Origin of the sequence: Brevibacillus sp. IT-7CA2, from assembly GCF_949767855.1 — a bacterium.
Lineage (GTDB): Bacteria > Bacillota > Bacilli > Brevibacillales > Brevibacillaceae > Brevibacillus.
Window position 1 is genome coordinate 435,962 of record NZ_CATKQT010000033.1, and the last position, 12,588, is coordinate 448,549.

The 12,588-nt window shown below is 48.1% G+C and carries 12 protein-coding genes; 9 read left to right on the forward strand and 3 right to left on the reverse strand.

What is annotated here, in order from left to right:
* Position 1 precedes the first annotated feature (1 nt).
* The 5 genes from ACM6JA_RS18675 (at position 2) to ACM6JA_RS18695 (ending at position 4,485) form a co-directional block, all read left to right on the forward strand.
* A complete protein-coding gene (locus tag ACM6JA_RS18675; protein WP_414853532.1) occupies positions 2–955 on the forward strand; it encodes an ATP-binding cassette domain-containing protein in 954 nt (317 codons plus the stop codon).
* On the forward strand, positions 952–1,734 hold the full coding sequence (locus tag ACM6JA_RS18680; RefSeq protein ID WP_414853533.1) for an ABC transporter permease: 783 nt from the start codon (positions 952–954) through the stop codon (positions 1,732–1,734). The genes ACM6JA_RS18675 and ACM6JA_RS18680 overlap by 4 nt, the downstream gene beginning before the upstream one ends.
* 170 nt (positions 1,735–1,904) lie before the next feature.
* On the forward strand, positions 1,905–3,287 hold the full coding sequence (locus tag ACM6JA_RS18685) for a TraB/GumN family protein (RefSeq protein WP_414853534.1): 1,383 nt from the start codon (positions 1,905–1,907) through the stop codon (positions 3,285–3,287).
* Positions 3,288–3,429: 142 nt separating this feature from the next.
* Positions 3,430–3,933, forward strand: coding sequence for a TerB family tellurite resistance protein (locus ACM6JA_RS18690; RefSeq protein WP_007723788.1), 504 nt, complete (start codon positions 3,430–3,432; stop codon positions 3,931–3,933).
* A gap of 150 nt (positions 3,934–4,083) precedes the next feature.
* Positions 4,084–4,485 (forward strand): DoxX family protein, encoded by a 402-nt coding sequence (locus ACM6JA_RS18695; RefSeq protein WP_414853535.1) that lies wholly within the window; start codon positions 4,084–4,086, stop codon positions 4,483–4,485.
* A 53-nt stretch (positions 4,486–4,538) separates the two neighbouring features.
* Here ACM6JA_RS18695 and ACM6JA_RS18700 read toward each other — a convergent pair whose 3' ends face one another.
* Entirely contained in the window at positions 4,539–5,513 is a 975-nt protein-coding gene (locus ACM6JA_RS18700; RefSeq protein ID WP_414853536.1) for a helix-turn-helix domain-containing protein, read from the reverse strand.
* Positions 5,514–5,681: 168 nt separating this feature from the next.
* On the opposite strand from ACM6JA_RS18700, the gene ACM6JA_RS18705 reads away from it, so the two are divergent.
* The 3 genes from ACM6JA_RS18705 to ACM6JA_RS18715 all read left to right on the forward strand — a co-directional run bounded on the left by ACM6JA_RS18705 (position 5,682) and on the right by ACM6JA_RS18715 (position 9,111).
* Complete coding sequence (locus ACM6JA_RS18705) at positions 5,682–6,404, forward strand: energy-coupling factor transporter transmembrane component T (RefSeq protein ID WP_414853537.1); 723 nt, start codon at positions 5,682–5,684, stop codon at positions 6,402–6,404.
* On the forward strand, positions 6,401–7,882 hold the full coding sequence (locus ACM6JA_RS18710) for an ABC transporter ATP-binding protein (RefSeq protein ID WP_414853538.1): 1,482 nt from the start codon (positions 6,401–6,403) through the stop codon (positions 7,880–7,882). The genes ACM6JA_RS18705 and ACM6JA_RS18710 overlap by 4 nt, the downstream gene beginning before the upstream one ends.
* Before the next feature lie 383 nt (positions 7,883–8,265).
* Positions 8,266–9,111, forward strand: coding sequence for an alpha/beta fold hydrolase (locus ACM6JA_RS18715; protein WP_414853539.1), 846 nt, complete (start codon positions 8,266–8,268; stop codon positions 9,109–9,111).
* Positions 9,112–9,282: 171 nt separating this feature from the next.
* On the opposite strand, the gene ACM6JA_RS18720 is transcribed toward ACM6JA_RS18715, so the two are convergent.
* The gene (locus ACM6JA_RS18720) at positions 9,283–10,335 is read right to left on the reverse strand and encodes a 2,3-butanediol dehydrogenase (RefSeq protein WP_414853540.1); all 1,053 of its coding nucleotides are present in this window, start codon (positions 10,333–10,335) and stop codon (positions 9,283–9,285) included.
* A gap of 337 nt (positions 10,336–10,672) precedes the next feature.
* Between ACM6JA_RS18720 and ACM6JA_RS18725 the strand changes: the two genes are divergently transcribed.
* Positions 10,673–11,704 carry a LacI family DNA-binding transcriptional regulator gene (locus ACM6JA_RS18725; protein ID WP_414853541.1) on the forward strand — a complete coding sequence of 344 codons (1,032 nt, stop codon included), beginning with the start codon at positions 10,673–10,675 and terminating at the stop codon, positions 11,702–11,704.
* A gap of 74 nt (positions 11,705–11,778) precedes the next feature.
* Here the strand turns inward: ACM6JA_RS18725 and ACM6JA_RS18730 are convergent, their stop codons facing one another.
* A complete protein-coding gene (locus ACM6JA_RS18730; RefSeq protein ID WP_414853542.1) occupies positions 11,779–12,516 on the reverse strand; it encodes a cyclase family protein in 738 nt (245 codons plus the stop codon).
* Positions 12,517–12,588: the final 72 nt, after the last annotated feature.

A 12,588-nucleotide genomic window follows, 5' to 3' on the forward strand; every position in this document is an offset into this window, starting at 1 on the left:
CATGTCATACGCCATTGAAGTTACGAAGCTCAGGAAATCGTTTGGGGATCATGAGGTGGTCAAAGGAATTGACCTGCATGTAAAAAAAGGGGAGCTGTTCGCTTTGCTCGGCCCGAATGGCGCTGGAAAAACGACAACCATCCATATGCTTTCCACGCTCCTTGCGCCAGACGGAGGAACAGCGTTGGTAGCCGGCTGCGATATCGTGAAAAACGCGCAGGCTGTGCGCAAGAAAATAAGTCTGACGGGGCAGTTTGCTGCCCTGGATGAAGGATTAACCGGATTGCAAAACTCGATCCTGATTGGCAGATTGTTTGGCTACTCTGCGAGAGAGGCCCGTACAAAAGCAAGCGAGCTGCTTCATACCTTTGGGCTTGCAGATGCCATGGATCGTACGGTAGAAAACTATTCTGGCGGGATGCGGCGACGATTAGATATCGCCGCTAGCGTCCTCACACAGCCGGAGCTTATTTTTCTGGATGAGCCAACCACGGGTCTCGACCCGCAAAGTCGGCAACAAGTATGGGAAGTCGTCCGTACGCTTTTGAAATCAGGCACCACTGTGCTATTAACGACCCAATATCTCGAAGAAGCCGATCAATTAGCAGACCGGATCGCGGTGATCGATAAAGGAACGATGATTGCAGAAGGGACGCCTGAGCAGTTAAAAGCCTCGGTGGGAGGAAAGACGTTGACGGTTCGATTGACCGAACATCTGATCAAGGAACGGATAAGCCGTCTTTTGGAAGAACATCTTCGGTTGCCGATTTATCCAGATCAAGATGACCCACATTTTATAAGAATCCCGGTAAAAGAAGCGAGTCTGGCAAACCAAGCAATCGGGTTGCTTCTGGCTAATGATGTTTCCATCGAGCATTTTTCCCTGAGTGACCCGAGTCTGGAAGAGGTGTTTTTGGTCCTGACTCATGGCGAAAAGAAGGAAGCCTTTTCATGAACGCAAGTCATATGCCCAGTACCTTTACGGCGATCCGTATCTTTATGTGGCGCACATGGCAAAACACACAGAACAACCTTTTCACATTTTGTATGGACGCTATCCTCTCACCTGTGATGATGTTGCTTATTTTTACTTATTTGTTTGGTGGAGCCATCGCTGGTTCTACGGCAGCGTATCTCCAGTTTTTTCTGCCAGGTGTTCTTGTGTTGACGATCATTCCAATGACGGTTTATAGCGGGACGACCATCTGCCAGGATATAGCGAAGGGCGTGTATAACCGTTTTCGTACCATGCCCTTTTGGCAGCCAGCGTCTGTCATAGGCCCATTACTGACAGATGGCCTACGTTATACGATTGCGATACTCGTCGCCTTTGGCACAGGAATGCTACTTGGGTTTCGTCCAGAAGGCGGCATAGTCGGTGCGACACTCGCTGTTTTGTATATCATTTTCTTCGCCTTTAGTGTGAGTTGGATTTTTTCTATGATCGGTATTTTGGCAAAGCGACCGGAGACGGTATCGGGTTCAAGTATGTTTTTTGTGTACCCGTTGCTTTTTGCCAGCACGATCTTCGTAGATTCTTCCACCATGCCCAAATGGATGGGGACAATCGTCAATCTAAACCCGATCAGTATCGCGGTAGGGACGGTTCGAGGATTGATGGGGGGAACAGCAAATCTGTTTGATGTGATGGTCGGGATCGGATTATGTGTGCTGTTGATTGTCATATTTGCTCCGTTGACGATGCGTCTTTATTTGGTCAAACCCAATCGATAAATTGCGGATTCATAGGGAAAGCGTCGACGATCAATGTCGATGCTTTTTATGTATAGTGAAAAAGGTCGTTTTTTCTATTCTTTTCTATCATTCGGTTATCTCTTCCAAATTGTTGTGGTATAATCTACCATTGTGAAAGAAACAGCTTAGAATCGAGAGGAGAAAGTTTGATGAAACTAAACAAACGCTGGAGCAAGCTGACTCGCTGGGCGGGTACAGGTGCACTCAGTTTGGCGCTTTTGCTAGGGTATGTGCTTCCTGTCCACGGGCAGACACCCGAAGTTCTCCCAATCAGCCCTTGGTCGGTAACAACGTTGAACGAAGGGGAGAAATACGGGATTTTTCCATTGGGGTGGTATCAAGAGAGTTCTTTTCAGCAATCGATTCCTGCTGACAAGTTTATTACCTTGATGGAAGGAACAGCGAAAAAGCTGGATCTCCTGGGACTGAAGAAAAAGAACGCTTCCTTGTCCTTTCCGACTGATAAGGTCATTACGAGAGAAGCAGTCACTACTTCTATGTACAAACTTTTGGCGAACTACGAGCTGCCAGCAGCATTCGAAATGACCGGGGATAACCCGATTGACTACATGAAGAAAAAAGGCTTGGTCAAAGGGACAAGCGCAGGTCTCGAGCTGAAACAGCCAAGTACGGTTGAACAAGCGACGGTGATGGCGAGCCGACTGGTCGAGTTCGCATACGATACGGTGGGCGGAGGTGCCGAAGGTCTCATGTGGAAAGTGACCAACGGCAAAAACACCATGTACTTGCTTGGCTCGATTCACATGGGGATCGCAGATATGTACCCAATGCAAAAAGACATCCGGGAAGCGTATGAAAAGTCGGACGAACTGTGGGTCGAAGCCGATATTATCAACGGTGACACTGATTATATGACACAACAAATGGTATACACCGATGGCACGACACTGAAGGATCATGTATCCGCTGAGACGTATCAAAAGGTGCAAAAATTGCTTGCAAAGCTGCAACTGCCAGCCAATTCTTTTGACGCCTACAAGCCGTTTGCTGTTTCCTTGTCTGTGCCAACGCTTGGTTACGTGGACGGCGAAACGGATGTTCAGTTCGCGATGCTATCCGGCATCGACAGGTACTTCTTGACGAAGGCAATGCTGGATGAGAAGCCGATCAACGAGTTGGAAGGCATTAAGCTGCAAGCGGACTTGCTGTCCGGTGTACCAGCAGAGCAGCAGGAGACAGAATTGAACATCATGTTAGATAGCGTTATGGCTGAAAAAGGACTGGATGAAAGTACAAAACTACTAAAAGACATGCAGACAGAATGGGTAGAAGGCGATCTGGATGGCTTTACCCAGATCATGACGACGCATGGCGATTTCGGTGAAGGCGAAGTGAATCAGCGTCTGCTCGGTGAGCGAGACAAAAACATGGCTATTAAACTCGCAGAAGTGTTGGAGAAAGAAGGGGAAACTACTTCTTTTGTCGTGGTCGGTGCTGCCCACTTCTCGATGAAAGGCATGGTTATCGATCACTTGAGGGCAAAAGGTTATGACGTGCAGCAATTGAAATAAGAGAGAGAAAAGGAAGTGTCGGCGCAGGCTGGCACTTCCTTTCATTGTTTACCGAAAAAATGCTTACCCGGACAACTGTTGCTAACATTCTCCAGTTGATAGTAAAATTATACTATCTTGGCATACATAGGAGGTATTTTGCGTGGGCTTGTTTGATATGTTTAAGACAGACAAAGGGGAAGAAATGACCCCTCATTTTGGATTCGCATGTTCCTTGCTCTACATGATGAAATCGGATGGAGAAATGGACCACGAGGAAATCGGTCAATTGCTCGCTGTATTGGGCGGTGAAGAAAGCAACGGCGTGATTGGTGTAGGTGCTAATAACAGACAGTTGCTCGATAACGCAATGAAATATACACGCAATAACTCCATCGAGAAATTCCTGAACGAAGTAACTCCATTGCTCACAGATGCTCAAAAAATGTGCATCCTGGTTAACCTGATCGATTCCTCCCTGGCAGATGGACAACCTGAGCGTGAAGAGCAAGAGCTGTTTGGCAAGTTCTTGACTGCATTTGGTATTTCGGAAGATCGTTTCCGTCCATTCTTTGAAGTAATCGTGTTGAAAAATGACCGTGGTGTGTTCGTGAATCAAAACCATCCAAAGAACCAACCAGGTTACAGAGTTACGCTTCCCGTTTAATCTTAGATACGAATTCAGAACCTTCTCATTTGAGAAGGTTTTTTTCGTTTTTAGAAAAAGACAGTTCCCCAAAAGAGCAATACAGAAGAAATGTCGCCGCTTTGATTGTGCTACGATCTGCTTAGGAAAAAAATGAAAGGTGGGACCCCCATGCGGAGTCAAATTTCCAAAACACGTCTGTGGATTGCACGGATTATGAGCGGACTTGTCATTCTTTTTATGCTTATTGACGGTGTATTCAAACTCATCCAGCCTGCTCCTGTCGTAGAGGGAACCCTCGTACTTGGTTATGCGGAGCATCACATTGGCTTGATTGGAATTCTCGCCCTTGTATCGACGGTGTTGTATGCCATTCCCCGAACAGCAGTTTTGGGTGCGCTTCTGTTGACTGGATTTTTCGGTGGGGTCATCGCTACCCAGATCCGTGTAGATGCGCCACTCTTTTCCCATACGCTGTTTGCTGTCTACCTCGCGATTTTGATGTGGGGCGGGTTGTGGCTGCGAGATGATCGTGTACGAAAATTACTTTTCGCTGCCAAAGAAGAAAAATGATAAACACAAAAGAAGCTGTAGCCACATCTTTGGCTACAGCTTTTTCCATGATCCTATTTGGTTGTAACCGTGAATCTCCGGTATTCGTTGGGCAACAGCCCGGTGCTTTTGCGAAACAGCTGGGAGAAGCGACTGGAGTTGTGGTAGCCTACGATATACGCAATCTGATTAATGTGTAAATCGGTACTTGTAAGCAGTTGCTCGGCGTGATTCATTCGCTTGTTTTGGATATATTCGGTAATGGTGCATTGGTTCGCTTGCTTAAAGGTGTATTTTAGCTTGGTGAGTCCCATGCAGGCGATACGGGCGAGGTGCTCCAAGTGTATTTCGGAGGAGAAGTGATCGTCAATGTAGGCGGTCACAGCTGTCAGGCCGTCCATATCCTGTCGGGATATGCTTTTGGATGGATGCGTTTTTTTATGTGCTTTGGCCTTCTCCACAATCAGCGATACTGCTTCTGCGACTTTCCCCTCGTAGTACAGCTTTGCGGCAATTCCCGTTCCCCGAAAACTTCGTATCTGTCGGAGCAAGAAAACAAGCTCCGCAAAATTCGTCATCCCATCTACAGTAATAAAGGACGAGCGCAGGTCCTTATACTCTACTGGATATTTGCTTTTCAAATAATCCTCGTAATACTCCGGCATGATTTCAATAGCGGTCGAGCGAATGGGAATGTTTTTGCGATAGCTGGCCCGATACAAATTGTGATAGCCGATATGGACGCGGATGCAGCCGGATGACAATCGTTTATATGGGTTGAATTCTTCTCCAGAGACGGAATCGTAATAATTGAAGCTCAGGTACTTGGGCTGCTGGAATTCCAGAAACAAATCCTCGTAAAAGACGAAATCTTGGATCGAAATTGAAAACAGGTTGTCACGCGTATAAGTCCAGTAGCGCCCCTGCCCTTTCTCTGGTAAAACAGAAAAGCAAGCACCTTCGCGATTGTATGGACCGTGGTCGTCGTCAGGATAAAAGCCGCATTGCATTAAACACGGCGTATGTAATTCCGTCAAAATATCTTTCACTATAGTCACCACCCATGCCGTGATCGGACGAAAACATACTACGAAAAGACGTATGTCTACCGGTCGTATTGCTAGAGATTGTGATCATCATTATCATTACGATTTGTAAGGGAGGCTGTCTCCCTTTATAAGGTTGTGTGTGATCTCGGTTGTAGGGGTGTGTGTCGGATGAAGGAAGAAGCTTATGAAAAAGAAACAGCGCGTACGAGACGTCTTGGACCCAGAACGCATCTGTTGGTGCTGGTAATAGCGAGTATCTTGGCCATGTCCGTTCGTGATGATATACAGGTGCACTTACTGGTGGCACTAAGTGTAGTGTACTTGGTATGGAATCACCTGTCCAGAAAGGCGTTTCAGCTGGTCGTGTTCTATTGCGTGTGCATGGCTTTTGTGTTTTTCATGCCGAATGCGTTGGCATTAGGAACGATGAAGCTCATTGTCTACACGATGGTGAGGATGATGCCTGTCATCATGATCGGCACGGTTCTGATCTATACGCCACCTGGCAGTATCATGAGTGCGTTTGAGAAGATGTCAGTCCCCAAAACGATTTTGGTGATGATTTGCATTTTGATCCGTTTTTTCCCCGTAGTCATTTTGGAGATGAAAGCGATTCGTGACGGTATCCGCGCCAGAGGGATTTTTCCACATTGGTACAGCGTACTAAAGCATCCGGCCATGGCCTACGAATGCTTTTTTATGCCGTTGGTCGTCCGTTGCCTGAAGCTGTCTTCAGAGCTGGCATCGTCTGCTGAGCTCCGCGGTATCGAGTGCACAAATGCGCGGACATCTATTTACCCGGTTGGCTTCAAGATCACGGATGGCATCGTCGTCGGGGTGTATGCACTGATAGGCTCGGCAATTTACTGGACGGGAGGGATGATTTCGTGATTGAGCTGAACGATGTCACGTTTCATTATGGACAGGATGATGGGGGACATGACACTGAGACTGGCGTGAAAAAAATCAGCTTATCTGTAAAAGCCGGACAGTGTGTCGTGCTATGTGGGCGGTCCGGCTGCGGCAAGAGTACGATTATGAGGTTGGTCAATGGTCTCGCACCGAATTTTTATACTGGACGTCTCACCGGTGAAGTAAGCGTGGGCGGCAAAAGTCCTGCGAGCATGCTGCCAGAGGAACGTACCCGGCTAATGGGCGTCGTATTTCAAGACCCCCGCAGCCAATTTTTTATGGAAACCGTCCGGGATGAGCTGGCGTTTTCCGCAGAAAACATCGGCATGGCACCAGACGAGATTCGAAGCCGGATGGATAGGCAGGCGAGCCAGCTCGGGATTTCCCACTTGCTCGATAGCTCTTTACATAAGCTGTCCAGCGGGCAAAAGCAACGGGTGGCTATAGCGGCTGCATCCGTTTTGACACCGCCACTTCTCTTGCTGGATGAGCCTACTGCGAATCTGGACGCTTCCTCTACGCAAAACCTGATTGAAATCTTAAGCAAGCTCAAGCAAAACGGTACCACCTTGCTCATCAGCGAGCATCGACTAGTTCCTTTTCTACCCGTTGTCGATTTGTTTGTCTGCATGGAAAATGGCAAAATCGCACATACGTGGACGAAGGACGAATTCTGCCAGCTATCTCATGATGACGTGCGTATGTACGGTTTGCGTCATCCTGACATGACGCTTCCCAAGACAGCAAAGAAACGTGAGCAGCCAGAGATGTCCGAATTCATGGTGGAAGCAAGAGAGCTTAGCTATTTTTATAAAAAGAAAAACGACGGAATCACCAATATCAATATCTCGCTTCCGCAGGGGAGCGTAACAGCGTTGACTGGAGAAAACGGTACGGGCAAGACGACACTATGCAAAATTTTATGCGGTCTTCTTCGTGAGCGAAAAGGAACGATTGTCCGCCAAGGTCGTTCACTGTCCGTCAGCAAAAGACGAGCTGTAAGCTATTTGGTGATGCAGGATGCGGACTACCAGCTCTACGCAGACAGTGTCGGAAACGAAATCGTGTTGGGAAAAGTCTTGAATGAAGAGCTCCGCGAAAAGGCGTATGAGGCGATGGATGCTTTCGGTTTGCGCGAGCTTCGTGATCGGCATCCTGCGTCATTATCCGGTGGAGAGAAGCAGCGGGTCACGATGGCAGCCGCTTATTGCTCCGAGGCAGAACTGATTGTGCTGGATGAACCGACAAGCGGACTTGACGGCGATGGAGTGCTGAAGGTAGCCGCATGGGTGAAAAAGCTGTCCGAAGCAGGCAAAACGGTCGTTATTATCACGCATGACCAGATTCTTTCCAAGCTGGTATGTGATCAAGTGGTTGAGCTGCGGCTTACCCGAGACGTTGAGACGACTTTTGCGGAGGCAGGGATACTGACAACCATTGAAACTGCCAATCGTTGACAGATGAAAAAGCATGTGGTAGGATGGGCACAACTTATTAGGGACGGAGGGTTATGTGTGGCAAATTAATTTTTCGATACTTTATTCGCACAACACAATCGATGAAATAGCGTGAAAAGGCTATGTTGTGTGCATACGAATCGGAAAATGGATTGCCGGTACGGTAACCCAATTGAATCATGGGCAAATGGAGTGAGGAAGGCAAGCGTGATGACCTCCTCTATTTGCATGATCTGCGAAGAGAATGGAACCAATCCTGTACAATCAGATACTGGTATCTGATGTTTATGGTTTTCGTTTCTTCTTCCTTTTTCGATGACGTAAGCACAGGCAGCCTAGCCTGTGTTTTTTTTATTTCAGTTCGTTGAGGAGGAAAACTTATAATGGCAGAACAGATAGTAAAAGTGAACGGTGTGGAAATATGTGCGGAAAGCTTTGGTAAGCCCACAGATCCGGCGATTTTGCTGATTATGGGAGCCCAGATGTCCATGCTTTGGTGGGAGGAAGAATTTTGTCAGCGAATAGCCGATGCTGGACGCTTTGTTATTCGTTTTGATAATAGGGATGTCGGACGCTCCACGACCTACGAGGTTGGCCATCCAGGTTATGCGTTTGAAGATATGGCGGATGACGCTGTTCACGTCCTAGATGCATTCGGCGTACAGCAAGCGCACATCGTTGGTATGTCGATGGGCGGAATGCTGACGCAATTCATTGCATTGCGACATCCTGAAAGAGTTCGAACAATCACATTGCACGCAACGTCGAATTTTGCTCCTGACCTACCACCAATCGATGAGAAGCTGATGGAGTTTTTCAGCAATATGGGGGAGATCAACTGGGAGGATGAGCAGGAGGCGTTAGAGGCAGCGGTTGCGAGTTGGAAAGTTCTCAGTGGTTCCAAACATCCTTTTGACGAGCAGCGCGTTCGTGAATTGGCGCAAATCGATATCGCCAGAAGCAACCGTTATGCGAGTAGAAACAACCACGCCTTTGTGACGGCCAGTGAACCGTATTTGTTGCGGACAGCGGAAATCGCTGTACCAGCTCTCGTGATTCACGGTACAGAAGACTTGCTCATCCCTTTCGCGCATGCCTTACATCTTGCGAATACCATTCCGGGAGCAGACTTGCTCACGTTGGAAGGGACAGGGCATGAGCTTCCACATGGGGATTGGGATGTCGTTATTGAAGCGATTTTGAAGCATACGCAAGAAAAGGAAGCGTAATTACACTTCCTCCTCTTCGCAGAGAGCAAGGTTAAAAACGGAATAGGGTAACGAGAAAAAACGGAGTGGAAAGCAGGAAGTAACCCTGCTTTCTCTCCGTTTTTTAGTAGCGGAATGGCGTATTTCCTTCTGTGGAAGGAAACAGCACGATATTTATGGAATCGTTTTCGCTTATGCTCTCGGGCTAACGAGAATTTTCACCTGGTTTTTCTCTTTTAGCAGTGCTTCAAAGCCGTGCTCCACGATGTCGTCGAGCTTGATGCGTTGTGTGACCAGCTTGTCCGCCGAGAAGAAGCCCTTTTCCATCAGGCTGATGACAGCAGGGAATACGTCGCGGTAGCCGATAATGCCTGTCATGTTGCGCTCTTTCATGACGATGTGGTTCGGTTTGATTGACGCTTCTCTTTCGAAGATGCTGACGATCATAATTTGTCCAGCGATTTTGGTAGATTCGATGGCTTGCGTGAGGACAGGAGGCACGCCTGTGACTTCAAAGGCGATATCTGCGCCGCCGTTTGTCCGGTTGTGAATTTCCTGGACTACGTCGTATTCTTTCGGATCGATGACGATGGCGCCCAGCTCAGCTGCCTTATTTTTACGTTCAGGGGACAGCTCCACTGCATAAATCTCAGCCGCACCTGCTGCTTTCAGTGCTTCGATGACAAGCAAGCCGATAGGACCGGCGCCGAATACGACAGCTTTGTCACCGGCTTTCAACTGACTCGAACGTACTGCGTAAAGGGCTACGGCAGATGGTTCGACAAGAGCGCCTTGCTCATAAGAGAGACTGTCTGGGATTTTGTGGACCATGTGCTCATCGCAAGCCACGTATTCCGAGAAGCCCCCGCCACCGCCGGCCAAACCGAGGAAGCCCATTTTTTCACAAAGATTGTATTTGCCTTGTCTGCACGCAGCGCATGTTCCGCAAGCGAAAACGGGCTCGACAACGACGCGATCCCCAACCTTGATGGTGTTCACGCCTTCCCCGATTTCCACCACTTGTCCGGAAAATTCATGCCCCATTACGATCGGGGCTTTTTCGCCTGTAAGTGGATGTTCAGCTCCCTGTGGGATGAAGATCGGGCCAGCCACGTATTCATGCAAGTCGCTTCCGCAAATACCGCACCACTCGACTCTGATTTTCACTTTACCTTTGGTCGCAATCGGTTCCGAAATGGTTTCCAAACGGAGGTCTTTCAAACCGTGCCAACGTAATGCTTTCATATCTGCCATCTCCTCGTTCGATTTGGATTCTATATGAAATTCAGTAAGTAAAATAGGAAACGTTTCCGAAAAATAATATGTCATAAGTTTGGCATCTTGTCAATTTGATTTCCTAGGCAAGAGTTGGGGGTGGTGTGCAATTGGTTGAGGAGAGGATGCTTATTCTAGCTAAGTTGAGAAGAGGTATACGTGTTGTGCAACAGGTGCGGAGTTGCCTGCTATGTTTTGCTCACGCCTCGTTACCATTGGTTTTGTGTATGCTATAATAGCGGTAGGAAAACACATTTTAGCTCGGAAACATAGAAAACGATTCCGAAATGGAAAGGAAAGCAAGGCGTTGGATACAAAAAATAAAGTGACAATAGAAGACGTAGCGAAGAAGGCGGGCGTAGGGATCGCAACGGTATCAAGGGCCATCAATGACAGTGGGGGGATCAGCCGGAAGACGAAAGCGATGATTTTGCAGGTGATCGACGAGCTGGGGTTTATTCCGAATACTTCTGCGCAAAGTCTTAAGGTGCGCCAAACCTATCAAATCGCACTGGCTGTTCCTGACATTCGCAATGCCATTATTCCAGATATCGCTTGGTCGGTTGAGCAAGCGGCCAAGCAGCATGGCTACCGCGTCGTACAAATTAATACAGCTGGAAATGCCCGAATGGAGCTTGAGACTGTGCGTGAGGTCAAAAAGCTGCATGTAGACGGGTTGATTATCATGCCGCTCGCCTATCCAAAGACGTTGGTCCAGATGATTAACAAAACGAGTGTTCCGGTTTCGGTTATTAACTATGGAAAAAAGCTCGAAGACAATGTGAAAGCAGATGTGGTCAGCATGGCCCGTCAAGAAGGTCGACTCGTCATGGAGCATCTGATCAAAATTGGCCGCACGCGAATCGCTTACGCAGGTGCGCCGAAGGACAAGATCGAGGAGCGGTATTTTGCCTATGAGGCGTCGCTTCAGCACGTCGATCCTTCGCTGGTGTATTTTGGTGAGGACTTCTCGTTTGAGACGGGCCTTCGTGCTGCTGATTACTTTTATAGCCTGAAAAACATGCCGGATGCTATCTATGCGGTCAATGACATGGTGGCAATCGGGATCGTGAATCGGTTCAAGGAGCTCGGAGTCCGGGTGCCAGAAGATGTCGCGGTCGTGGGAATTGACAACAATGTGTGGACGACGATTACGACTCCGCAGATCAGTTCTGTTTCTATCATGGGGGAAGAGGTGGCGCGGCTGGCGACTGAGCTTTTGCTGAAACGGATTCGAGAGCAAGGGGCAGGCGCGTATGAACGCGTGCAGTTCGAGCCGCGGCTGATTGTAAGGGAGTCCAGTGTGGCGGTTATCCGTAAATCCTCGTTGGATACGTAGAGCATTTTCAGATGAAAAGCCGAGTGAAAGACAGGCGATCGGTGATGATACCTGGCGTTTACTCGGCTTTGGGTTTAAGGCAAAATCGCAAACGAACGAACGGGAAACCCGGAGGCTTTTTCAGGCTTCGGTGTAATGTTTACAATGACAGCACCTTTGGCCGGGAGTTTATCGAGATTTTTGAGCAGCTCTACTTGATAGGTGTCTTGATCGAGCACGAAATATTCACCCAAAAGCGCTCCGTTTTTTCGGTAATCGATAGTCGCATCCGTATCGAAGGTTTCGTGACCGACTGCTTTTATTTGTCTTTCTTCGAACAAAAATTTTAAAGCCTCCAAAGACCAGCCAGGAGCGTGATTGTTTCCATCGGCATCCTTATTGTTGAAGGCCTCCACATCTGGCCAGCGCTTGCTCCAATCTGTACGCAAGGCGACGAAGGAGCCGCTCTCGATTTGACCATGCTCGTTTTCAAAATGCAAAATGTCTTCCACGGAAAGCGAATAGTCGTTGTTGGCTTCGGCTTCTTTTGATTTGTCGATGACGACGAGCGGCAATACGAGTTCTTTTAGTTCGATTTCGTCCAAGTAACGCTTGTTGCGCACGAAGTGAATTGGTGCATCCAAGTGCGTACCGTACTGCCCAGGAAAAGAGAAGCGCTGGGCAAAGAAGCCGTCGTCATGTGTGAACAGTGTTTGGAATTCGGCGGCGTCAAAGGCGTGGAAGTGCGGAGATTCCGGACCGAATGTGTGCGTGAGATCTACCCATTCTTTTTGTTTTAACAGGGTAATTGCTTGAATCAAATCGTTTGCCATGTGCCCACCTCGTTACTATTTTTAGAATTTTCGCGCTTGTAAAACCGAGTTTATCCATTACTTTATCGGTTC